Source organism: Enterovirga sp. CN4-39 (assembly GCF_049446235.1).
Classification (GTDB): Bacteria; Pseudomonadota; Alphaproteobacteria; order Rhizobiales; family Beijerinckiaceae; genus Enterovirga.
On record NZ_JBMSEF010000012.1, the window covers coordinates 25,605 to 46,709 of the forward strand.

Below are 21,105 nucleotides of genomic sequence, written 5' to 3' on the forward strand. Positions count from 1 at the left end.
GACTAAGCCGCCGCCTGCTCGCCGAGCGCCTCGAGTTCGCCGGGGAGCGCATAGGCCCATTGCGTGATGTTGCCGGCGCCGAGGCAGATCACGTAGTCGCCCGGCTTCGCATGGGCCCGGATGATGCTCGCGAGGTCTTCCGGCTTCTCGAGCGCCATCGCGTTGCGGTGCCCGCGCGACTTCAGGCCGGAGACGAGCGCGTCGCGGTCGGCCCCGGGGATCGGCAGCTCGCCGGCGGCATAGACCGGCGCCACGATGACTGTGTCGGCATCGTTGAAGCAGGTGCAGAACTCGTCGAAGAGCGAGGATACGCGCGAGTAGCGGTGCGGCTGCACGACGGCGATCACGCAGCCCTCCGTCGAGGCGCGGGCGGCGCGCAGCACCGCTTTGATCTCGACGGGATGGTGGCCGTAATCGTCGAAGATCGTGACGTCGTTCCACTCGCCCGTGCGGGTGAAGCGCCGCTTCACGCCGCCGAACCCGGCAAGCGCCTTACGGATGTTCTCCGGTGAGACGCCGAGTTCGTGCGCGACCGCGATCGCGGCCGTCGCGTTCAGGGCGTTGTGCGTGCCGGGCATCGGCAGGACGAGATCGGCCAGTTCGAGCCGGAAACCCGGGCGCCGGTCGCGGATGAGAACCTGGAAGCGGTTCTGGCCGCCCTTCGAATCCACGTCGATGAGCCGGACGTCGGCCTGCGGGTTCTCGCCATAGGTGATGACGCGGCGGTCCTCGATGCGGCCGACGAGGTCCTGCACGATCGGATGGTCGATGCACATCACGGCGAAGCCGTAGAACGGGATGTTGTCGATCAGCGACCGGAACGCGTCCTTGATGGCATCGAAGGAGCCGAAATGGTCGAGGTGCTCCGGATCGATGTTGGTGACGATCGCGACGTCGGCGGGCAGCTTCAGGAACGTGCCGTCGGATTCGTCGGCCTCGACCACCATCCAGTCGCCCGCGCCCATGCGGGCATTGGTGCCGTAGGCGTTGATGATGCCGCCGTTGATGACGGTCGGGTCGAGCCCGCCCGCATCCAGGAGGGTCGCGACGAGCGAAGTCGTGGTCGTCTTGCCGTGCGTTCCCGCGACCGCGACGCAGGACTTGAACCGCATGAGCTCGGCCAGCATCTCGGCGCGGCGCACGACGGGCAGGCGGCGCTCGCGTGCGGCCGCGAGTTCGGGATTGTTCCGCTTGATCGCCGTCGAAACCACGACGACCTCGGCCTCGTCGACGTTCTTCGCCTCGTGCCCGATGAAGGTGCGGATGCCCTTCTCGGCGAGACGGCGGACGTTGTAATTGTCCGCGGCATCGGAGCCCTGAACCGTATAGCCGAGGTTGTGCATGACCTCGGCGATGCCGGACATGCCGATGCCGCCGATACCGATGAAGTGGATGGGCCCGAGCTTCGGGGGCAATTTCATGTTGACGTCTCCTGGTCGGGCACCGGGATCTTGGCCAGGGTGAGGACGACGGAGGCGAGTCGCTCCGCCGCGTCGAGAATTCCTGCGCTCTTCGCCGCGCGGGCGGCCTGGGTCAACCCGGACGGGTCCGCGAGCCGCTCTGCAACTTCCCCGGCAAGGCGCTCCGGCGTGAAGTCCGGCTGCATGATCACGGTCGCGGCGCCGATCTCCGCCAGCGAGCGGGCATTCGCGGCCTGATCCTGGTCGAGCGCGCCGGGCAGCGGGACGAGGATCGATGGGCGGCCGATCGCCGCGAGTTCCGCGACCGTGGATGCGCCGGACCGCCCGATCACGAGATGCGCCGCCGCCATCCGGGCCGGCAGGTCCTTGAAGAAGGGCGCGACCTCGGCCGCGATCCCGGCCTCCCGGTAGACGCGCCGCACCTCGTCCTGGTCCTCCGGCCGTGCCTGCTGCACGACCGAGAGCCGCGCCCGGGCCTCCGCGGGAAGCGAGGCGAGCGCCGGCGGGACGATCTCGCTCATGATCCGCGCGCCCTGGCTGCCGCCGAAGGCGAGAATCCGCAGCATGCCGCCGGGTTCGGGAGCGGCGTAGGGGATCGCCGCGGCCTGGAGCACCGCTGGCCGGATCGGGTTGCCGGTGTGGTAGGTCCGGCCCGCCAGGCGCTCGGGCAGGCCGTTGACCTTCGGGAAGCCGGTCGCGATGGCGGAGACGCGACCCATGAGGAAGCGGTTCGCGCGGCCGATCACGCCGTTCTGCTCGTGGATGAGCGTCGGCACGCCGCCCGTCGCGGCGGCGAAGACCGGCGGAACCGTCGGGTATCCGCCAAAGCCCACCACGCAATCCGGTTTGAGGCGCCGGATGAGCCGGAGCGCCGCGAGCACGCCGCGGGCGAGCTTGAGGGCCGCGATCCCCTTGCTGACGACCGAACCGCCGGAGGGAGTGCCCGACGGGATCTGGACGACCTCGCTCGCCGGAAAGGTCTTGGCGATCTCGGTGACGCGGCTGTCCGTCGCGAGCACCACCCTCACGCCGAGCTTGCCCAGCGCGGCGGCGAGCGACTCGGCCGGAAAGAGGTGCCCCCCGGTGCCCCCGGCGGCGATCAGGACGGTGCCGCGGCTCATGATCTCCCCGGGCCCGGCATCATGCGGTCGAGCATCTCGGAGCGCGGCCGACGCCGGGTCAGCGCCACCAGGAAGCCCATCCCGAGCGCGAGCGAGAGGAGTGACGACCCGCCATAGGAGATGAAGGGCAGCGTCATGCCCTTGGCGGGCATCAGGTGCACGTTCACCATCATGTTGATGCAGGCCTGGAGGCCGAACATCAGGACGAGGCCGGTCGTGGCGAGCCGGCAGAACAGGTCCTCGCTGCGCCGCGCGAGCGTCAGGCCGCGCAGCACGATGAAGGCGAAGATGCAGAGGAGGCCCATGCAGGCGATGATGCCGAACTCCTCGGCCGTCACCGCGAAGATGAAGTCGGTATGCGCGTCCGGCAGGATCCGCTTCACCGTGCCCTCGCCCGGGCCGCGGCCGAGCCAGCTTCCCTTGGCGAAGGCCTCCAGGGCGGTGTCGACCTGGAAGGTGTCGCCGGAGGACTTGTCGAGGAAGCGCTCGATGCGCTCCTGCACGTGCGGCAGCAGCTTGTAGGCCATGAACACGCCGACCAGCGCGACGCCGCCGAGCCCGAGCACCCAGAAGAAATGCAGGCCGGCGACGAAGAAGAGGCCGAGCCACACGGCCGTGATCAGCATCGTCTGCCCGAAATCGGGCTGCAGGATCAGGGGCAGGATCGTGGCCGGCAGGAGCAGGATCGCGAGGATCGCGCCCTCGTTCCGGCGCGCGCTTTCCGAGAAGGCCCAGGCGGCCAGGACCACGAAGGCGGGCTTCACGAATTCGGAGGGCTGGATGCCGAAGGAGCCGATCGCGATCCAGCGATGCGCGCCCTTGATCTCCGGGCCGAAATTGATCGCCAGCGCACAGAGCACCACGCCCGCCGCATAGACGAACAGCGCCAGTCGCCGCACGTGCCGCAGCGACAGGAACGAGACGGCAACCAGGACCATCAGGGCCGGCGCCAGATAGAGCACCTGGCGATTGACGAAGTGGAAGGTCTGCAGCCCCAGCCGCTCCGCGACCGGAGGGCCGCCTCCCATCAGGGCGACGATCCCGGCCACCATCAGGGCGGCGAGACCCGCAAGTAGCAGCCGATCGACTGTCCAGAGCCAGTCGCCGACATAGGTGCGTTCAGCGCGCGAAGACATGGATCAGCCCCTCATCTCCACGCCAGGAAGCGCGCGGACGAGTTCGCGGAAGCGGTCGCCGCGGACCTCGAAATTCGGATATTGGTCGTAGCTCGCGCAGGCGGGCGACAGCAGCACGACCGGCTCGGCTGCGCCTGAGCGGGATGCGTCCTCCGCCGCGGCGGCGACGGCATTGTCCAGTGTTCCGCAGCGCACGAACGGCACCTCGTTCCCGAGCGAGGCCGCGAACATCTCCGTCGCGTCCCCGATCAGATAGGCCTTGTCGATCTTGGTGAACAAAGGCCTAAGAGGCTCGATTCCGCCCGCCTTCGCCTTGCCGCCCAGGATCCAGTGGATCCCTCCTTCGAAGGACAGGAGCGCCTTCTCGGTCGAATCGGCGTTGGTGGCCTTGGAATCGTTGATGAAGACGACGTGGCCGCGTCGGCCCACCTGCTCCATCCGGTGAGCAAGGCCCGGGAAGGAGGCGAGACCCGCCTCGATCTCCTCGGGCTGGAGTCCGAGCGCCTCCGCGATGGCGATCGCGGCCGCGGCATTCTGGGCGTTGTGGGCGCCGCGCAGCGCGCCGATTCCCTTCAGGTCGGCCACCTCGCTCGTGGAGGTCCCGAAGCTCGCGAAAATCTTCGAGCCCTCGAAATGGTAGCCGTCGACGGGAAGCAGATCCTGGCTGATCGTCAGCACCCGGTGTCCGGATCGGGCAAGGCTCTCGAAGATCGCGCGGCTCGGCGCGTCGTCGATCCCCACAATGGCGAGTTCCGCGCTGGCCACGAGCCGGGCCTTGATGGCGGCGTAGTTTTCCATCGTGCCGTGCCGGTCGAGATGATCCGGCGTGATGTTCATCAGCAGGCCGACGGTCGGGCCATGGCCGACCCGCTCGTCCCGGAGAAGGCCGGGATCCAGATCCACCGCCTGACCCTGGGCCCCGGCTTCCGCCGGGGCGGCCGTCGGCGGAGAACCGAAGCTCGGCGTCAGGTCGATCTGGAAGCTCGACATCTCGATCACGTGCACGCGCGACGGCGCGGGCGGCTCGAGCGACAGGATGGCGGTACCGATATTGCCGCCCATCTGCACGTCGTAGCCGGCCGTGCGCAGGACATGGGCAACGAGGGCCGTCGTCGTCGACTTGCCGTTGGTCCCCGTGATGGCGACGAACGGCGCATCCGGAGCGATTTTCGCGCGCTCGCGGCAGAACAGCTCGATGTCGCCGATGATCTCGACGCCGGCGGCCGTGGCCAGTTCGACCGTCCAGTGTGGCTCGGGGTGAGTCAGCGGGACGCCGGGCGTCAGCACGAAGCCGGCGAAGTCGGACCAGTCCGCGCTGCGCAGGTCGAAGGTCGTGAGCCCCGCCGCATGCGCCCTCTCGATGCTCTTCGGGTTGTCGTCGAAGGCGAGGACGTCCGCCCCGCCCGCCTTGAGCGCGAGCGCGGTCGCGATGCCGGACCCGCCGAGGCCGAACAGGGCGAGCTTCCGCCCTTCCATGCAGGTGATGGGGGTCATGGGGCGCGCATCTCCTCGCCCCGCGCAGCGGGGAGAGGTCGAGCAGGCCGCGGCAGCGGCCGCCCGGGTGAGGGGCATGAGCCAGCGAGCCTCGTCGTCGTTCCTTTACCCCTCATCCGGTCGCGCCGACGCGCGACTCGACTTCTCCCCGTCCATGACGGGGAGAAGAACACGCCCAAGCTCGGCCCGCCCATCACCGCAGCTTCAGGGTCGAGAGGCCGACCAGCGCGAGCAGGACGGCGATGATCCAGAAGCGGATCACGACCTGCGGCTCTGTCCAGCCGAGCTGCTCGAAATGGTGGTGGATCGGCGCCATCTTGAAGACGCGCTTGCCGGTCAGCTTGAAGGACGCGACCTGGATGATGACGGACAGCGCTTCCAGCACGAAGAGGCCGCCCACGATCGCGAGCACGATCTCGTGCTTGGTCGCGACCGCGATCGTGCCCAGGAGCCCACCGAGGGCGAGCGAACCCGTGTCGCCCATGAAGACCTGCGCGGGCGGCGCGTTGAACCACAGGAAGCCGAGGCCCGAGCCGAGGAGCGCCCCGCAGAGCACCGCGAGTTCGCCCGTGCCGGGCACGAAGCGGATCTGGAGGTAGTTCGAGAAGATCGCGTTTCCGGCCAGATAGGCCACGAAGCCGAAGCTCGCGCCCGCGATCATCACGGGCACGATCGCGAGGCCGTCGAGCCCGTCCGTCAGGTTCACGGCGTTGCCGGCGCCCACGATCACGAGCGCCCCGAACGCGATGTAGAACCAGCCGAAATCGATCAGCAGATCCTTTGCGAAGGGCACCGACAGCTTGTTCGCCAGGCCCGGCGTCGCAATGAAGGCGATCATCAGGCAGGCGGCGCCCGCGATCAGGAATTCGAGCAGGAGGCGGCTCTTGCCGGAAAACCCTCTGTGCGACTGCTTCGTGACCTTCAGGTAGTCGTCGTAGAACCCGATCGACCCGAAGCCGAGCGTCACGAAGACGACCACCCAGACATACAGGTTCGCCGGGTTGGCCCAGAGGAGGGTGGCGACCAGCACGCCCGCGAGGATCATCAGGCCGCCCATCGTCGGCGTGCCGCGCTTGGTCAGGTGGGATTGCGGCCCATCCTCACGGATCGGCTGCCCCTTGCCCTGGCGGATGCGCAGCACGGAGATCGCGGCCGGGCCGAGCCAGAATACGAAGAGGAGCGCCGTCGCGATGGCGCCTCCCGTGCGGAAGGTGAGATAGCGGAAGACGTTCAGCGGCGAGAAGTAGCCGCTGAGATCCGCCAGGAAGTACAGCATTTGAGGTCAACCCCGCCCGGTCGTCGCGGCGGCCGCGGCCTGCCCGTACCGGTTTTTCAAAGCACCCACGATCTTCGAGACCTGGGTGAACTTGGACCCCTTCACCATCACGGTGTCGCCGGGGCGGACCGCTTCGAGCAGGATCGGCTCGAGCTCGGCGGCTGTGGCAGCATATCCGCCCTTCACGGCTGCCGGAAGCGCGTCCCAGAGCCCGCGCATCAGGTCCCCCGCCACGAAGACGAGATCGGCGCGCGACGAAGCCACCGGCCCCGCCAGATCCACATGCGCCTTCGGCCCGAACTCGCCGAGTTCGCCCATATCGGCCAGGACGGCGATGCGCCGTCCCTTGCTCTCGACGCTCGCGAGCGTGTCGAGCGCCGCCCGCATGGAGGCGGGATTGGCGTTGAAGCTCTCGTCGATCACCAGGAATTCGCCGGCCGGATGAGCGAGGCGGATGCGCTCGCCCCGCCCAACCGGGGCAGAAAGCTCAGCGAGCCCGCCCGCAGCCTCGTTGGGGTCGAGCCCAAGGGCGGCCGTCGCGGCGAGAACGGCGAGGGAGTTCAGGGCCATGTGCCGCCCCGCGGCACCTACCCGGTAGGCGGCCGTCCTGCCGAGCACATTGGCCTCGACCATGGAGGCGTCCGGGCCCGTGACGATCCGGAGCGCCCGGACATCGGCCCGCTCATGCTCGCCGAAGGAGATCACGCGCCCGGCATTGGAGGCGCCCGCATGGGCGAGGAGCCGGTCGAAATAGGGGCTGTCCCGGTTGATGACCGCGACCCCGCCCGGCTCCAGCCCGCCGAAGATCTCGCCCTTGGCGTCCGCGATGCCGAGGATCGAGCGAAAATGTCCGATATGGACGGGCTCGATCGTGGTGATGACGGCCACCTCGGGCCGGACCATCCGGGTGAGCGGCGCGATCTCGCCCTCGTGGTTCATGCCGATCTCGAACACGCCGAACCGGCTTTCGCGTGGCATGCGGGCGAGGGTCAGCGGCACGCCCCAATGGTTGTTGTAAGAAGCGACGGAGGCATGCGTCTCGCCGAAGCGGCCGAGCACTAGACGCAGGGCCTCCTTGGTGCCCGTCTTCCCGACGGAGCCGGTGACGGCGAGGATGCGGGCTGTCGTCCGGGCCCGCGCATCGCGGCCGAGCTTTGCCATGAAGTCGAGCGGATCGGGGACCACGAGGAGCGGCCCGGCGCCCTCAGGCAGGGATGCGGCCTTCGCGTCAGCCACGATGGCGGCCGCAGCACCTTTGGCCAGCGCCGCCTCGACGAAGTCGTGGCCGTCACGTGCGCCCGCGATCGCAACGAAGAGGTCGCCCGGCTGCAGCGTGCGCGTGTCGATGGAGACGCCGCCGGCAGTCTCGAACCGGCCGACGATCCTTGCGCCGAGCCTTTCGGCGTCCTCCCTGGTCCAGAGGGGCGCGGTCATGATTGTCTCTCGCTGATGGCTTGGCGGATCACCTCGTGATCCGAGAACGGCAGCGTGCGGTCGCCCACGATCTGGCCCGTTTCATGACCCTTTCCGGCCACGACCAGCACACCGCCCTGCCCGAGCCCGCGCACGGCGGTGCGGATCGCCTCCGCGCGATCCCCGATCTCGCGCGCGCCAGGGGCCGCCTTCAGGATCTCGGCCCGGATTGAAGCCGGCTCCTCCGAACGCGGATTGTCGTCCGTGACGATGACGGTGTCGGCCTTCTCGGCCGCGATCGCCCCCATGATGGGACGCTTGCCGCGATCGCGGTCGCCGCCGCAGCCGAACACGCAGACGAGGCGTCCCGTCGCGAAAGGCCGGAGCGCATCCAGCACATGCGCCAGCGCCTCGGGCTTGTGTGCGTAATCGACGATGCAGAGCGCGCCCCCGACCTCGCCGACGCGCTCCATCCGGCCCGCCACGCCGGAGAGCTTCGCCATGCCCTGGATGAGCGTCTGCGCATCCGCCTCCGGGCAGCTTGCCAGGACGAGGCCGACCGCGAGGAGCGCGTTCTCGACCTGGAAGTCCCCGGGCAGGCGCAGCTCCGCCCGGACCCGGTCGGAACCGCCCGCGCCGGCATGCTCGATCACGAGGTCGTGGGAGAAGCCGCTGTGGCGCCACTCGACGATGCGGAGGAAGTCGCCCTCCCGGCCAGTCGTCAGCACGCGATGTCCCCGCGCCTTCGCGGCCGCGATCACCCGGTCGGCATAGGCGCCATCAGCGTTGATCACGGCCGGCCGGCCCGGATCGAGCAGCGTGTCGAAGAGCCGGAGCTTCGCGGCGAGGTAAGCCTCGACCGTCGGGTGGTAGTCGAGATGGTCCCGCCCGAGATTGGTGAAGCCCGCAGCCGCGAGGCGTACGCCGTCCAGCCGGTGCTGGTCGAGGCCGTGCGACGAGGCCTCCATGGCGAGATGCGTCACCCCGTCCTTGGCGAGCCGGTCCAGCGTCTCGTGCAGGGTCACCGGATCGGGCGTCGTCAACGAGCCGTAGGCGAGCCCGTCGGAGGTCATCACGCCGAGCGTGCCGAGGCTGGCGCTGCGGACGCCGAGATTGTTCGCGAAGAGCTGGCGCGCGAAATCGGCGACCGAGCTCTTGCCGCTCGTGCCCGTGACGGCGACGACGGTCTCCGGCTGCGCCGGGTGGAACCGCGCGGCCGCAAGGGCCAGCGCCCGGCGCGCATCCGGCACCTGCGCATAGGCGACGCCGACGGGCAGGTCCGCAGGCCTTTCCGCCTCCCCGACGACGGCCGTTGCGCCGCGCGCGACCGCATCCGGCACGAAGCTCATGCCGTCGGCCTTGGTGCCCGGCACGGCAACGAAAAGCCAGCCGGGCTGGACCTTGCGGCTGTCTGCCGTAAGGCCGGCAACAGGATGATCCGCGAGCTCGGGCAGAAGAGACGACATCATGTCCATCTCGCGCGAGATCAAGGCGAGGTCATGCCGTCCCTGGAGGCCATCGCTCACCGCTTCACGCCCCAGGCGTTCAGCTTCGCCATGAGGGGGAACGGGTTCTGCGGCGGCTCGAAACGCGGCACGACCGGTAGCATCGGGGCGACCCGCTCCAGGATCCGCCCGCTCGTCTCACCGGCATTCCAGGCCGCCGTCGCATAGCCGTGGGTCTCGGGCGCCGCCTTCGGCTCGTCATAGACGGTCACGAGCAGATAGCGCGGCTTGTCGGCCGGGAAGGTCGACATGAAGGTCGTGAACAGCCGGTCCTTCGCATAGCGGCCGCGGACAACCTTCTCGGCCGTGCCGGTCTTGCCACCGACGAAGTAGCCGGGCACGGCGACCTTCGAGGCCGAGCCGACGGATGCGTTCAGCCGCATGATGTAGCGCATCGCCTCGCTCGTCTCGGGCTTGATGACCCGAGGAGCGCCCTTGCGCGCGTCCTGTTCCGAGCGCTTCAGGAAGGTCGGCTTCACGAGGTAGCCGCCGTTCATCAGCGCACCGACGGCGGAGGCCGCCTGCATCGGCGTCACGGCTACGCCGTGCCCGAACGAGATCGTGATCGTGTTCAGCTCGCCCCATTTCGCCGGAACGATCGGCTGGGCGTTTTCGGGGATCTCCGTCACCAGCCGGTCGAGCTGGCCCATCTTCTTGAGAAACGCCTTGTGCCCGTCCACGCCGACGGCCAGCGCCATCTTCGCCGTGCCGATGTTGGACGAGTGCACGAAGATCTCGGGCACCGTCAGGATGCGGTGCGTCCCGTGATAGTCGTTGATGGTGAAGCGGCCGTATTTCAGGCTGGTGCGGGCATCGAAGCTCGAATTGATCGTGGCCTTGCCCGAGTCGAGCGCCATCGCGGTCGTCAGCGCCTTGAAGGTCGAGCCCATCTCGAACACGCCGACCGCCATGCGGTTGATGCGGTCCTTCTCCAGCGCGTCTACCGGGTTGTTGGGGTCGAAATCCGGCAGCGACACGAGCGAGATCACCTCGCCGCTGTTGACGTCGATCAGCATGCTGGCCGCAGCGAGCGCCCGGAAGTGCTGCATGCCCTTCACGAGCTCGTCCCGCATGGCGTGCTGGACGCGCAGATCGACCGAGAGCTGGACCGGCTTCAGGTCGGTCGCCTCGCGCGCGAAGCCTGCGCCGGCGAGATCCTGGAGCCCGCGGCTGTCGATGTACTTTTCCATGCCGGCGATGCCGACATTGTCGATCGACGCGAAGCCGATGACATGGGCAGCCGCGGGGCCGTTCGGGTAGACACGCTTGGCCTCCGGCACGAAGCCCACGCCCGGGATGCCGAGGCGATGGACCTCCGCCTGCTGGCGCGGCGTGATCTCGCGCTTCACCCAGACGAAGCCACGCCGCTTGTTGAACTTGGCACGAAGGTCGCGCGCATCCAGATCCGGCAGGACGGCCGTCAGCAGCTCGACCGCCTCGTCCTTGTCGATGATGTTGCGCGGCTCGGCGAAGACGGAGACCGACCGCACGTCGGTGGCGAGCACCTCCCCGTTCCGATCGAGAATGTCGGGCCGAGCCGCCGACGTCGAGGCATCCGCGAAGCGCCGGATACCCTCGGGCTCCTCCGGCGTGATCGCCAGCATGGCGAGCCGGCCCAGGATCAGGCAGAACAGCGCCATAAAGCCGAACATCACCCAGCCGACGCGGGTGGAGCTCTTGTCCAGCCGGAGCCGGAATAGCTCGCGCGCCTGGTGCGCCACCCAGCGGGCGCGGCTGGGCTTCGGCTCGGATGCAGGCGTCGCGCCCATGTCCTCGGGCAGCGGCTCCTCGAAATCGTTGGGGTGGCTCATCGTATCGGCGCCTTGGGCAAGCTGCCGGTGGTCGTGGGCGTGCGCGCGTCCCCGGTGCGCCGGTCCTTCGGCGTTGCGGTCGGCTCGCGGAACAGAGCTTCGAGCTTCATCCCGATCGCGTCCGATTTGGCCGGCTTCTGCGGCAGGTCCGCGACCGTGCCGAGCTGGTAGATCCCGAGCGGTTGCAGGTCGAGGTTCTGATCGGCCAGCCGCTGCAGGCGGTCCGGACGAGTGAGGAGCGCCATCTCGGCCTTGGCCACCGCGATGGCATCGCGCTCGCGCTCGATCTTGCGGCGGAGCTTCACGACCTCCTCCGCGTAATAAAGCGTATCGTACTTGATGCTGTAGGCCCAGGCGGCGGAACCGATCAGGCCCGTTATCGCCAGGATGTGGAGAAAGCGGATCACCGCGCGTTCCTCCGCGCCCGATCCGCCGCAGCGCCCTTGTTGCCCGCGCCGGGCAAAGCAGGAGTCTCCGTCCGTTCGGCGACACGCAGCTTCGCCGACCGTGCACGCGGGTTTCCAGCGGTCTCGCGCTCGCCGGGCACGATCGGCCCCTTGCTGACGGCCGTGAAAGTCGGCGGCGCCTCGCTCCCCGCATCCGGCATGTGCCGCGACCCGCGAGCATTCCGGCGCGACCTGTCCTGGATGAACTGCTTGACGATCCGGTCCTCGAGCGAATGGAAGGTCACCACCGCCAAGCGGCCGCCCGGCTTCAGGATCCGTTCCGCGGCTTCAAGAGCTTCCTGCAATTGGCCGAGTTCGTCGTTCACGGCGATGCGCAGCGCCTGGAAGGTGCGGGTGGCCGGATGAATGCCGGGCTCGCCGCGGACATGCCGGGCCACGATCTCGGCGAGTTCACCCGTGGTCTCGATGCGGCCGCGACGCCGCCGCTCCACGAGCGCCCGCGCGATGGCGCGGGAACGGCGCTCCTCTCCGTACTGGTAGATGATGTCCGCGAGTTCGCTTTCATCGAGGTCGTTGACGAGGTCGGCTGCGCTCGGACCGGCTTGTTCCATGCGCATGTCGAGCGGCCCGTCCGCCCGGAAGGAGAACCCGCGCTGGGCTTCGTCCAGCTGCATCGATGACACCCCGATATCGAGCACAACGCCATCGACGGAGGCTGCGCCGGTGCTCCGGGCGAGTTCGTCCAGCTCCCCGAAGCGGCCGTGACAGAGCGTCAGCCGCCCGCGCGACAGCTCGACCAGCTTCGCGCCCCCGGCGATCGCATCGGGATCCCGATCAATCGCGATCACGCGGTTGCCCGGCTCTGCCGACAGAAGGGCGCGCGTGTAGCCGCCGGCCCCGAATGTGCCGTCGAGAAAGGTGCCACCCGACGAGGCGTTGAGCGCCTCAAGCACCTCCGTGAGGAGGACGGGAACGTGGCGGGTATCGGTATCAGGAGGCGTCAACCCCCGACTCCTTCCCTTGCCGACGAATGTACGAGGCGCGTCGTACGACCCTGCCGCGCCACGAAACCCCGCGGGTGCGGGAAAGTACGAAAAAATGCCGGGTTCATGATCCGCAATTCGCCCGGGGCCCGCCGGGAAGTGACCGGACGAGCGCCGCGCTGCCCACGAGCCTGCCCGAAGAGCGGCGTCACACGCGGCGCCGGTCCGCCCCAATCCAGGAGCAGCCGCCCGTTCTGATGGATTCGCGTGGGATACCATGGGCCGATCAGGGCGCGAAACAGCTCGTCGTCTCGCCGAGCACCCCGCATTCAGACCCGAGTAGCGTTAATGAAGGGTTTGCGGAACGCCTCGAAGGCCCCGCTAACCCTGTTGCGCGTCCATCCTGAAACTCCCGGAACTCGCGATCTGTTCGGGTTGTTACGTTGCCATAAATGGGAGTTCCACGATGAAGATGAAGACAGCTGCAGCCCTCGGCTTTCTCGCCCTTCTTGCCTCTGCGCCGGTCGCGAGCGCCCAGGGTATCATCGGCGGCGCCCGCGAGGGTGCAGCCGAGGGTAGCCGCGCGGCCGGACCGGTTGGCGGGGTCGTCGGCGGCGCAGTGGGCGCGGGCGTCGGCGGAGCCGTTGGCGGCGTCAAGGGCGTCCTAGGCATCCCGGACGAGCGGGCCCGCCGCCATACCTCCAAGCGCAAGTACTACGTGAAGAACGGCAAGCGGCACTATTACCGCCGCTGAGGCGCCTGAAGGATAAGTGTCAGCCGGCCTGTAAGCCGGGTTCTGTATGGGCCGGGCGCGAAGCCCGGCCGTGGCGGCCATTCCTCTGGGACGGCCGTTGCCGGCCGCCTCAAGCAATCAACCCGGGCGACGAGCCCTGAGACAGGCTTGCGGCTTGCGCCGCTGTCGCCCCTATTCGATCTTGCTCCCGGTGGGGTTTGCCGTGCCGTCCGCGTTGCCGCGTCCGCGGTGCGCTCTTACCGCACCCTTTCACCCTGACCGCCAGGCAAGCCCGGCGGCGGTCTGCTCTCTGTGGCACTTTCCCTAGGGCCGAAACCCCGCCGGACGTTATCCGGCACCGCATCTCAATGGAGCCCGGACTTTCCTCCCCGGCTCGCGCCGGAGCGGCCGCCCGGCCGACTGACGATGCTGATCTGGTCGGACGCGCCCGCTCCGTCAACCCACCCGGTCACGATCAGGCTCTCCGAGAACGTGAACCAAGATCGTACGAATTGGGGACGCGAAGGGTTCTGAGCGGAACGATTGCATGACAGCCGAGTTCGAAAAGCCGTATTGCCAAGCTCCCGCGCGAAGCGGCTAACGAAACCGAGGGATACTCAATGAGGAAGATCATTCCGCTCACGCTCGCCGGGGCGATCGCCCTGTCGCTTGGCGGCTGCTACACGCCGGAGGAGCGTGCGGGCGGAGGCGCCCTGATCGGTGGCGCAACCGGCGCTGCGATCGGTGCCGCCGCCTCCGGCGGCCGGGTCGGCGGGACCCTTGCGGGCGCTGCGATCGGCGCTGCGGGCGGCGCTCTGGTGGGCGCTGCGACGGCTCCCTGCGCGCGCGGCACCTACACCGACTACTACGGCAACGTGTACTGCCGCTGACCAGACGAGAATCCGGCACCTCGGCATCTTTGCGCCGAGGTGCCGCCCTGCTATCCCCCTGGCCTTATGTCGATTTGGGGGAAACTTGGCGGCGCAGGCCTAGGCTTGGCGATAGGCGGGCCGATCGGCGGCCTTCTTGGTGCATTCGCCGGGCACTATCTCGTTGACCGCGAGGGAGCCGTGTTCGGCCCGGCTCCGCGCGACGTCGTGCTAACGACCGGCCTCGTCGCCCTGTCCGCAAAGATGGCGCGCGCCGACGGCGTAGTCGCCTGCTCGGAAGTCGAAGCCTTCTCGCGCGTCGTCATCGTGCCGGAAGAGGACCGGCCCAATGTCGAGCGACTGTTCCGCCTCGCACAAGCAACCACCGACGGTTTCCAGGCCTATGCTGCGCAGCTCGCCAAGCTGCTGGCGGACGAGCCGTGCCTCCTCGAGGACATCGTGGACGGCCTCTTCCTCATCGCGCAGGCTGATGGAGCAGTGCACGAGAAAGAGATCGGCTACCTGCGCGAAGTCTCCCGCATCTTCGGCAAGGATGACGAATGGTTCGAGGCGGTCCTCGCCAGGCATGTCGTCATGCCTGATGACCCCTATCGGGTTCTGGGGGCCAACCGGGCAATGAGTTTCCCCGAACTTCGACGCAAGTACCGCGAACTCGTACTGGAGCATCATCCGGACCGGGAGATCGCCCGGGGCCTGCCGCCCGAGGCGGTCCGGATCGCCAATGACCGGCTTGGCGCGATCAATGCCGCCTGGGAGCGGATCGAGCGTGAGCGAAAAGCCGCCTGACGAGACCCCGGGGGAAATCGTCTCCCGCTTCGTGCCCTCGCCGAACCACAGCGAGCGTAGGGACGGCCGACGGCCCGATCTCCTCCTTCTCCACTATACGGGGATGCCGACCGCGGAGGCGGCTCTCGCTCGCCTCTGCGATCCCGCCGCGCAGGTTTCGGCACATTACCTGGTGCTGGAGGACGGGGCTGTCGTCCAGCTTGTCCCAGAGGACCGACGCGCATGGCACGCCGGAGCGGCGTCCTGGGCGGGCGAGACCGACATCAACTCCTGCTCGATCGGGATCGAAATCGTGAATCCCGGTCACGAGGGAGGGCTCCCGCCCTATCCCGAGCGGCAGATTGCGTCCCTCATCGGCCTGTGCCGGCCGATCATCGATCATTGGGGCATCGCGCCAGAGCGCGTGCTGGGCCATTCGGACGTGGCTCCGGGCCGGAAGGAGGATCCCGGCGAGCTGTTTCCCTGGCGCAGGCTCTTCGAGGCCGGGATCGGCCACTGGATCGAGCCGGCCGCGATCACCGATGACGTCGTCCTCGCGCCCGATGACGTAGGTCCCGAGGTTCGGGCGCTCCAAGATGCCCTCGCCTTCTACGGCTACGGGCTCGACCCGACCGGCACCTATGACGAGCCGACACGGCTCGTCGTCGCGGCCTTCCAGCGCCATTTCCGACCGGAACGGGTCGACGGAATCCTGGACGCCTCGACCTTCGCGACCCTGCAGGACCTGATCGCGTCCCGCCCGGGATGATCAGCGCCGGGCGAGCTTCGGCAGGGCCAATGCCAGCCGGCCGATCGCCTCTTCCACGAGCGCCGTGTCGCGGAGGAAGCAGAGCCTGAGGTGGGCCGAGCCGCCTGCCCCGAACGCCGTGCCCGGCGCGAGCCCGACATTCGCATGGTCGATGAGATCGAGGGCGAGTTGACGCGTATCGGTCACGCCGTCGACGCTGAAGAAGGCGTAGAACGCCCCTGGAGGGGACGGCAGCTCCACGACATTCGTGGCGCGAAGCCCCTCGCACACGATGTCCCGGTTCCGGCGTGCCAGCGCGATATGCTCCTCGACGAGGCTCTCCCCCTCCTCGAGCGCGACGACGGCCGCGCGTTGCAGGAACGCCGGGACACCCGAGGTCGTGTACTGGACGAGGTTCTCGATCACCGGGCCGAGTTCGGCAGGCGCCTCGAGCCAGCCTAGCCGCCAGCCCGTCATCGCCCAGTTCTTCGAGAAGGTCTGGAGGAACAGGATCCTGTCATCCTCCGCCATCACGTCGTGGAACGAGGGCGTCCTGCCCTCGCCGGCCCCGGGGAGAGGATCATAGACGAAGCGCTGATAGATCTCGTCGGCGATGATCCAGAGTCCATGCCGGCGCGCCAGTCGGAGAATGCGCTCGAGGTCATCGCGGGAGGCCGTCCAACCGGTCGGGTTGGACGGCGAGTTGATGACGATAGCCCGCGTCCTGGGCGTGACCGCGGCTTCAAGTCGGCCGAGATCGAGATTCCAGCCGTCCGGCCCGGGGGTCATCGGCAGGGCGACCGCGCGAGCGCCGTTCACCTCGATCGCGGCCTCGAAATTCGGCCAGGCCGGTGTCGGCACGATGACCTCGTCTCCCGTCCCCGAGACGATCCGCATCGCCATCTGGAGGGCATGCATCCCACCGATCGTGACGTAGAAGCGCTCGGGATCGAAAGGCCGTCCGAACAGGCGGCCCGTGTAGCGCGCGATCGCCTCCCGCAACTCGGGGATGCCGCGCTGCCAGGTGTAGAAGGTCTCGCCGGCGGCGAGCGCACGCGTCGCCGCATCCGCGATGAAGGCCGGGGTCGGCCGGCGGCCCTCGCCGATCCAGAGCGGGATCAGCCCCTCCCGCCCGCGCCCGTAATTGGCGACCTCCACGATCCCGCTCTCGGGCATGCCGGCGGCCTCCGGCCGGATTCCGGCGCGGTTCGACATGGGTACGTGAGCGGTCATCGAACAGAAGAGCCTGATTGTCGCTTGGAAGCGCCTCTAGTAGCAGGCGCAACCGCCAAGGTTCAGCCAAAACCTCTGATCGATGCCATTCGCCGCAACGATCTATCGTGGCGGCGGTACCGACTGACGTGCCGCCAGGATGTCCCGAATCTCGCCCAGCAGCTTCACGTCGGCCGGAGTCTCGGGCGGCTTCTCGTCTGCACGGAGCTTGAGCCGGTTGAGGGCGCGGATCACGAGGAACAGCACGAAGGCTATGATGATGAAGTTGATGGCCGTCGTGATGAAGTTGCCCCAGCCGAGTACGGCCCCCTGCTTCTTCGCATCGACATAGGCGGCGCCCTCCTGCACCGTGCTGGCGAGGGGGGTGTAGTAGTTCGAGAAATCGAGGCCGCCCGTGACGGCCCCGATCACGGGCATGAAGATGTCGCCGACCATCGAGTCGACGATCTTGCTGAAGGCCGCTCCGATGATGACGCCGATTGCGAGATCGACGACATTGCCCCTGAGCGCGAATTTCTTGAATTCCTCGAGCATCGGCACCTCCGGCTGTCAGCCTGCGCGCAGCATGGCACGACTGGCCGTTGGCGTCTCCCGCTCCTGCCGGATACCATTCTCCTCTTGAGCGCCGGATATCCGCAATGATCGCCAGCTGGGCCGTCCTGATGTCGGCCCTCCTTTATCTCTGCCTCCTGTTCGCTGTCGCACATTGGGGCGATCAGCGGGGGCGCCGCGTCATGCGGCGGCAGTCGCGCACCGTCGTCTATGCGATGGCTCTGGCCGTGTACTGCACCTCCTGGACCTTCTACGGTTCAGTGGGGCTCGCCAGCCGGAACGGGCTCAACTTCCTGGCGATCTATATCGGCCCGATACTGCTGATCTGCCTCGGCTACCCGCTGGTGTGCCGCGTGATCCGGATCGCCAAGGCGCAGAATATCACCTCGGTGGCCGACTTCGTCGCCGCGCGCTACGGTAAAAGCGAGCGCGTGGCAGCCATCGTCTGCATGATCGCCATAGTGGGCGCCCTGCCCTACATCGCCCTGCAGCTCAAGGCGGTTTCGGCCTCCCTCGAGGTCCTCCTGGCCGCGGACAAGCCGGCTGCGCTCTGGCCGTCCTTCGTCGACATAGCGCTCGTGGTCGCGCTCCTCCTGGCGGGTTTCTCCGTTGCCTTCGGCACCCGCCACGCGGATGCGACCGAGCATCAAAACGGACTGGTTCTCGCGATCGCGGTCGAGTCCGTCGTGAAGCTGGGAGCCTTCCTGCTCGTCGGCTTCTTCGTCGTGTACGGAATGTTCGGCGGCTTCACGGACATTGTCGCGCGCCTCGAGAAATCCGGGCAGGCCCTCGACCTGCTCGGACCGACCGCGGATCCCTTCAGCTACGCCGCGATGGTGCTCATCTCGGCTTCCGCCGCGCTCCTCCTCCCGCGGCAGTTTCACATGATGGTGGTGGAGAACCGCGGGCCGGACGACATGCGGCGCGCGGTCTGGCTGTTTCCGCTCTACCTCGTCGCGATCAACATCTTCGTGGTCCCGCTCGCCCTTGCGGGCATCCATCTGTTCCCGGGGCACGTCGTCGATCGGGACATGACGGTCCTGCTCCTCCCGCTGCATGGCGGCTCGGGCGCCGTGGCGCTCATCACCTTCATCGGCGGCCTCTCGGCCGCGACCGCCATGGTCATCGTCGAGACGATCGCCGTGTCCGTGATGATCGCGAACCACCTCGTGATGCCGCTCGTCCTGCGCCGGCGAGCCTTTTCGGGGGAAGCCCAACCGGGCGAAAGAGCGCTCAATCTCGGACGTTTCGTCCTCTATGTGCGCCGGATCGCGATTATCGCGCTCACGCTCCTCGCCTACGCCTATTACCGCGTGGCGGCGGACGCCGAGCTTGCCTCGATCGGTCTTCTCTCGTTCGCGGCGGTGGCCCAGATCGGCCCGGCCTTCATCGGCGGCCTTCTTTGGCGCCGGGCGACCGCGCAGGGCGCCACGGCCGGCCTGGTCGTCGGCATCGCGACCTGGGCCTACACGCTCCTGCTTCCAACCCTCACGAGCGACCCGAGCAGTTCCGTGCTGCTCGCCCAAGGGCCGTTCGGTCTCGCTGGCCTGCGCCCGACGGCTCTCGCGGGGATCGACATGCCCCAGCTCACCCATGGGATCGTCTGGAGCCTGGGCCTGAACGTGCTCGCCTATGTCGCCTTTTCGCTGGTCCGGCCGGCCAACGCGCTGGAGCGGCTGCAGGCTTCCGCCTTCATGGGCGAGAACCGGATGCCCATCGCTCCGACCATGCGGCTGCTCCGCGCGAGCATCACCATCGGGGAGCTGAGCCGCGCGGTGGCTGGGTTCCTCGGCGAGGACCGGACACAGCGCTCCTTCGCGGGTTTTGCGCGATCGCGAGGCCTCGTTCTCGACCAGCGCGCCGAGGCCGATATCCACTTCCTCCGCTACGCCGAGCACCTGCTGGCCTCCGCGATCGGCGCGGCCTCTTCACGTCTCGCGTTGTCGCTCGTCCTGAGGCGCGGGAACCTGTCCCCCCGGGCAGCGCTCCGCCTGCTCGACGAGGCGGCAGCGGTTCTCCAGCACGACCGGGACCTCCTCCAGCACGCGATCGATCACGCCCAGCAGGGCATCACGGTTCTTGACCGCGACCTGCGCCTTCTCACCTGGAACCACGCCTTCATCGACCTCTACGGCTTCCCGCCGGAGCTGATCCGCATCGGCGTGGGCATGGAAGAGATCATCCGCGTCAATGCCGAGCGCGGCACCTACGGGCCCGGCAATGTGGACGATCTCGTCGCCATGCGGCTGCACAGCGTCATGCACGACGCTGGGCCCGTGCGCGTAAAGCTCTATCCGAACGGGCGATGGATCTCGGTCCGCTCCAACCGGCTGCCCGGCGGCGGCCTGGTAAACACCTACACGGACGTGACGGACATCGTTGCCCAGGAACAGGAGCGGGAGCGCGAGAACGAAACCCTGGAGCAGCGCGTCCAGGAGCGGACCGAGGAGTTGACCCGCCTCAACGAGGAGCTGACTCGCGCCAAGCGGCTAGCAGACGAGGCGAATGCCTCGAAGACCCGGTTCCTCGCCGCCGCGAGCCACGACATTCTCCAGCCCCTCAACGCCGCGCGACTCTACGCGACCTCGCTCGCGGAGCGGACCACCGACCCCGAGGAGCGCTCGCTCGCCGACAACGTCGACGCCTCGCTCGACGCCGTGGAGGAGATCCTCACGACCCTCCTCGACATCTCCCGGCTGGACACCGGCGCGCTGCGGCCGCGATGGACGACCGTGAAACTCGACGACCTGTTCCGGCAGGTGGCGCGGGAATTCGGCCCGATAGCCGAGGCGAAGGGCGTGGAGTTGCGCATCGTCCAGACGAGCCTGTCGACTCGCTCGGACCGGCAGCTCCTCCGGCGTCTCGTCCAGAACCTCGTGTCCAATGCGGTGAAATACACGCCGGCCGGCAAGGTGCTTCTCGGGGTCAGGCGGCACGGCTCCCAGATACGCATCGAGATCTGGGATACGGGAATCGGAATTCCGGCCTCGCAACAGAAGACGATCTTCCGCGAGTTCCGCCGCCTATCGGCCGGCGCCAAGGCCGCGCGTGGGCTAGGCCTCGGCCTGTCGATCGTGGAGCGGATCGCGAAGACCCTCGGGGCTGAGATCACGCTCAGGTCCCAGCCGGATCGCGGCTCCATGTTCGCCGTGCGGCTGCCGCTCTCCCTCACGGACGGCGCCGTAGCGCCCGAGGCTCAGGCCGCGCCCCGGGGACCACAGATCGCGCCGCTGCAACGCATGCTGGTCTTGGCTATCGACAACGAGCCGGCCGTGCTCGACGGCATGAGGACGCTCCTCAGCGGCTGGGGTTGCGAGGTGGCGACCGCGACCTCCATCGAGGAGGCGCGGCGGCAGGTGCTCGCGCTTCACGAGACGCCGGAGATCGTGATCGCGGACTACCACCTCGACGAGGAGGACGGGCTCGGAGCGATCGCGGCCGTCCGCGAGGAAATCGGGTTCGATCTGCCCGCCGTGCTCGTCACCGCCGATCGCTCGCCGGAACTCCGGGAAAGGGCAGCGGAAGCCGAGATCACCGTGCTGAACAAGCCGCTGAAGCCGGCCGCGCTGCGTGCCCTGCTCTCTCGCGTGCACGTCACCCGCCTCGCGGCCGAGTGA

17 protein-coding genes and 1 other RNA gene are annotated in these 21,105 nt (G+C 68.3%); 5 read left to right on the forward strand and 13 right to left on the reverse strand.

Translation table 11 applies throughout. From position 1 onward, the window contains the following. Positions 1–2: 2 nt before the first annotated feature. From murC to rsmH, 10 genes are all read right to left on the reverse strand, one after another. Positions 3–1,421 carry a UDP-N-acetylmuramate--L-alanine ligase gene (gene murC / locus ACO2SS_RS18760; protein WP_423279296.1) on the reverse strand — a complete coding sequence of 473 codons (1,419 nt, stop codon included), beginning with the start codon at positions 1,419–1,421 and terminating at the stop codon, positions 3–5. Then, entirely contained in the window at positions 1,418–2,542 is a 1,125-nt protein-coding gene (gene murG / locus ACO2SS_RS18765) for an undecaprenyldiphospho-muramoylpentapeptide beta-N-acetylglucosaminyltransferase (RefSeq protein ID WP_423279297.1), read from the reverse strand. Before murG ends, murC begins: the two co-directional genes overlap by 4 nt. After that, complete coding sequence (locus tag ACO2SS_RS18770; RefSeq protein WP_423279298.1) at positions 2,539–3,678, reverse strand: FtsW/RodA/SpoVE family cell cycle protein; 1,140 nt, start codon at positions 3,676–3,678, stop codon at positions 2,539–2,541. The genes murG and ACO2SS_RS18770 overlap by 4 nt, the downstream gene beginning before the upstream one ends. A gap of 3 nt (positions 3,679–3,681) precedes the next feature. Then, entirely contained in the window at positions 3,682–5,172 is a 1,491-nt protein-coding gene (murD, locus tag ACO2SS_RS18775; protein WP_423279299.1) for a UDP-N-acetylmuramoyl-L-alanine--D-glutamate ligase, read from the reverse strand. A gap of 193 nt (positions 5,173–5,365) precedes the next feature. Continuing rightward, positions 5,366–6,448, reverse strand: coding sequence for a phospho-N-acetylmuramoyl-pentapeptide-transferase (gene mraY / locus ACO2SS_RS18780; RefSeq protein ID WP_423279300.1), 1,083 nt, complete (start codon positions 6,446–6,448; stop codon positions 5,366–5,368). A gap of 6 nt (positions 6,449–6,454) precedes the next feature. Beyond that, positions 6,455–7,882: a UDP-N-acetylmuramoylalanyl-D-glutamyl-2,6-diaminopimelate--D-alanyl-D-alanine ligase gene (locus tag ACO2SS_RS18785; protein ID WP_423279301.1), complete on the reverse strand. Its 1,428-nt coding sequence runs from the start codon at positions 7,880–7,882 to the stop codon at positions 6,455–6,457. After that, positions 7,879–9,336, reverse strand: coding sequence for a UDP-N-acetylmuramoyl-L-alanyl-D-glutamate--2,6-diaminopimelate ligase (locus ACO2SS_RS18790; RefSeq protein WP_423279420.1), 1,458 nt, complete (start codon positions 9,334–9,336; stop codon positions 7,879–7,881). Before ACO2SS_RS18790 ends, ACO2SS_RS18785 begins: the two co-directional genes overlap by 4 nt. Before the next feature lie 47 nt (positions 9,337–9,383). Next, positions 9,384–11,177, reverse strand: coding sequence for a peptidoglycan D,D-transpeptidase FtsI family protein (locus tag ACO2SS_RS18795; RefSeq protein WP_423279302.1), 1,794 nt, complete (start codon positions 11,175–11,177; stop codon positions 9,384–9,386). Continuing rightward, positions 11,174–11,584: a cell division protein FtsL gene (gene ftsL, locus ACO2SS_RS18800; RefSeq protein ID WP_423279303.1), complete on the reverse strand. Its 411-nt coding sequence runs from the start codon at positions 11,582–11,584 to the stop codon at positions 11,174–11,176. The genes ACO2SS_RS18795 and ftsL overlap by 4 nt, the downstream gene beginning before the upstream one ends. Next, positions 11,581–12,588 (reverse strand): 16S rRNA (cytosine(1402)-N(4))-methyltransferase RsmH, encoded by a 1,008-nt coding sequence (gene rsmH / locus ACO2SS_RS18805; RefSeq protein WP_423279304.1) that lies wholly within the window; start codon positions 12,586–12,588, stop codon positions 11,581–11,583. The genes ftsL and rsmH overlap by 4 nt, the downstream gene beginning before the upstream one ends. 445 nt (positions 12,589–13,033) lie before the next feature. Here rsmH and ACO2SS_RS18810 point away from each other — a divergent pair, with 445 nt between their 5' ends. Further along, positions 13,034–13,321 carry a hypothetical protein gene (locus ACO2SS_RS18810; RefSeq protein WP_423279305.1) on the forward strand — a complete coding sequence of 96 codons (288 nt, stop codon included), beginning with the start codon at positions 13,034–13,036 and terminating at the stop codon, positions 13,319–13,321. Positions 13,322–13,336: 15 nt separating this feature from the next. Here the strand turns inward: ACO2SS_RS18810 and rnpB are convergent. Further along, an RNA gene (rnpB, locus tag ACO2SS_RS18815) (RNase P RNA component class A) lies at positions 13,337–13,724 on the reverse strand. Between the two features lie 196 nt (positions 13,725–13,920). Here rnpB and ACO2SS_RS18820 point away from each other — a divergent pair. From ACO2SS_RS18820 to ACO2SS_RS18830, 3 genes are all read left to right on the forward strand, one after another. After that, positions 13,921–14,190, forward strand: a complete 270-nt coding sequence (locus ACO2SS_RS18820) for a hypothetical protein (RefSeq protein ID WP_423279306.1) — start codon at positions 13,921–13,923, stop codon at positions 14,188–14,190. A 66-nt stretch (positions 14,191–14,256) separates the two neighbouring features. Next, positions 14,257–14,976: a TerB family tellurite resistance protein gene (locus ACO2SS_RS18825; protein WP_423279307.1), complete on the forward strand. Its 720-nt coding sequence runs from the start codon at positions 14,257–14,259 to the stop codon at positions 14,974–14,976. After that, on the forward strand, positions 14,933–15,724 hold the full coding sequence (locus ACO2SS_RS18830) for an N-acetylmuramoyl-L-alanine amidase (RefSeq protein WP_423279308.1): 792 nt from the start codon (positions 14,933–14,935) through the stop codon (positions 15,722–15,724). The genes ACO2SS_RS18825 and ACO2SS_RS18830 overlap by 44 nt, the downstream gene beginning before the upstream one ends. Here ACO2SS_RS18830 and ACO2SS_RS18835 read toward each other — a convergent pair whose 3' ends face one another. Beyond that, a complete protein-coding gene (locus ACO2SS_RS18835) occupies positions 15,725–16,936 on the reverse strand; it encodes a pyridoxal phosphate-dependent aminotransferase (protein WP_423279309.1) in 1,212 nt (403 codons plus the stop codon). A gap of 102 nt (positions 16,937–17,038) precedes the next feature. After that, positions 17,039–17,470, reverse strand: a complete 432-nt coding sequence (gene mscL / locus ACO2SS_RS18840) for a large conductance mechanosensitive channel protein MscL (RefSeq protein WP_423279310.1) — start codon at positions 17,468–17,470, stop codon at positions 17,039–17,041. Positions 17,471–17,574: 104 nt separating this feature from the next. Between mscL and ACO2SS_RS18845 the strand changes: the two genes are divergently transcribed. Next, positions 17,575–21,105: a PAS domain-containing hybrid sensor histidine kinase/response regulator gene (locus ACO2SS_RS18845; protein WP_423279311.1), complete on the forward strand. Its 3,531-nt coding sequence runs from the start codon at positions 17,575–17,577 to the stop codon at positions 21,103–21,105.

What these genes read in the sequence shown, in the direction of transcription:
- murC (WP_423279296.1), bottom strand. Translation starts at nt 1,421, where the DNA reads ATGAAATTGCCCCCGAAGCTCGGGCCCATCCACTTCATCGGTATCGGC.
- murG (WP_423279297.1), bottom strand. Translation starts at nt 2,542, where the DNA reads ATGAGCCGCGGCACCGTCCTGATCGCCGCCGGGGGCACCGGGGGGCAC.
- ACO2SS_RS18770 (WP_423279298.1), bottom strand. Translation starts at nt 3,678, where the DNA reads ATGTCTTCGCGCGCTGAACGCACCTATGTCGGCGACTGGCTCTGGACA.
- murD (WP_423279299.1), bottom strand. Translation starts at nt 5,172, where the DNA reads ATGACCCCCATCACCTGCATGGAAGGGCGGAAGCTCGCCCTGTTCGGC.
- mraY (WP_423279300.1), bottom strand. Translation starts at nt 6,448, where the DNA reads ATGCTGTACTTCCTGGCGGATCTCAGCGGCTACTTCTCGCCGCTGAAC.
- ACO2SS_RS18785 (WP_423279301.1), bottom strand. Translation starts at nt 7,882, where the DNA reads ATGACCGCGCCCCTCTGGACCAGGGAGGACGCCGAAAGGCTCGGCGCA.
- ACO2SS_RS18790 (WP_423279420.1), bottom strand. Translation starts at nt 9,336, where the DNA reads ATGGACATGATGTCGTCTCTTCTGCCCGAGCTCGCGGATCATCCTGTT.
- ACO2SS_RS18795 (WP_423279302.1), bottom strand. Translation starts at nt 11,177, where the DNA reads ATGAGCCACCCCAACGATTTCGAGGAGCCGCTGCCCGAGGACATGGGC.
- ACO2SS_RS18810 (WP_423279305.1), top strand. Translation starts at nt 13,034, where the DNA reads ATGAAGATGAAGACAGCTGCAGCCCTCGGCTTTCTCGCCCTTCTTGCC.
- ACO2SS_RS18820 (WP_423279306.1), top strand. Translation starts at nt 13,921, where the DNA reads ATGAGGAAGATCATTCCGCTCACGCTCGCCGGGGCGATCGCCCTGTCG.
- ACO2SS_RS18825 (WP_423279307.1), top strand. Translation starts at nt 14,257, where the DNA reads ATGTCGATTTGGGGGAAACTTGGCGGCGCAGGCCTAGGCTTGGCGATA.
- ACO2SS_RS18830 (WP_423279308.1), top strand. Translation starts at nt 14,933, where the DNA reads ATGCCGCCTGGGAGCGGATCGAGCGTGAGCGAAAAGCCGCCTGACGAG.
- ACO2SS_RS18835 (WP_423279309.1), bottom strand. Translation starts at nt 16,936, where the DNA reads ATGACCGCTCACGTACCCATGTCGAACCGCGCCGGAATCCGGCCGGAG.
- mscL (WP_423279310.1), bottom strand. Translation starts at nt 17,470, where the DNA reads ATGCTCGAGGAATTCAAGAAATTCGCGCTCAGGGGCAATGTCGTCGAT.
- ACO2SS_RS18845 (WP_423279311.1), top strand. Translation starts at nt 17,575, where the DNA reads ATGATCGCCAGCTGGGCCGTCCTGATGTCGGCCCTCCTTTATCTCTGC.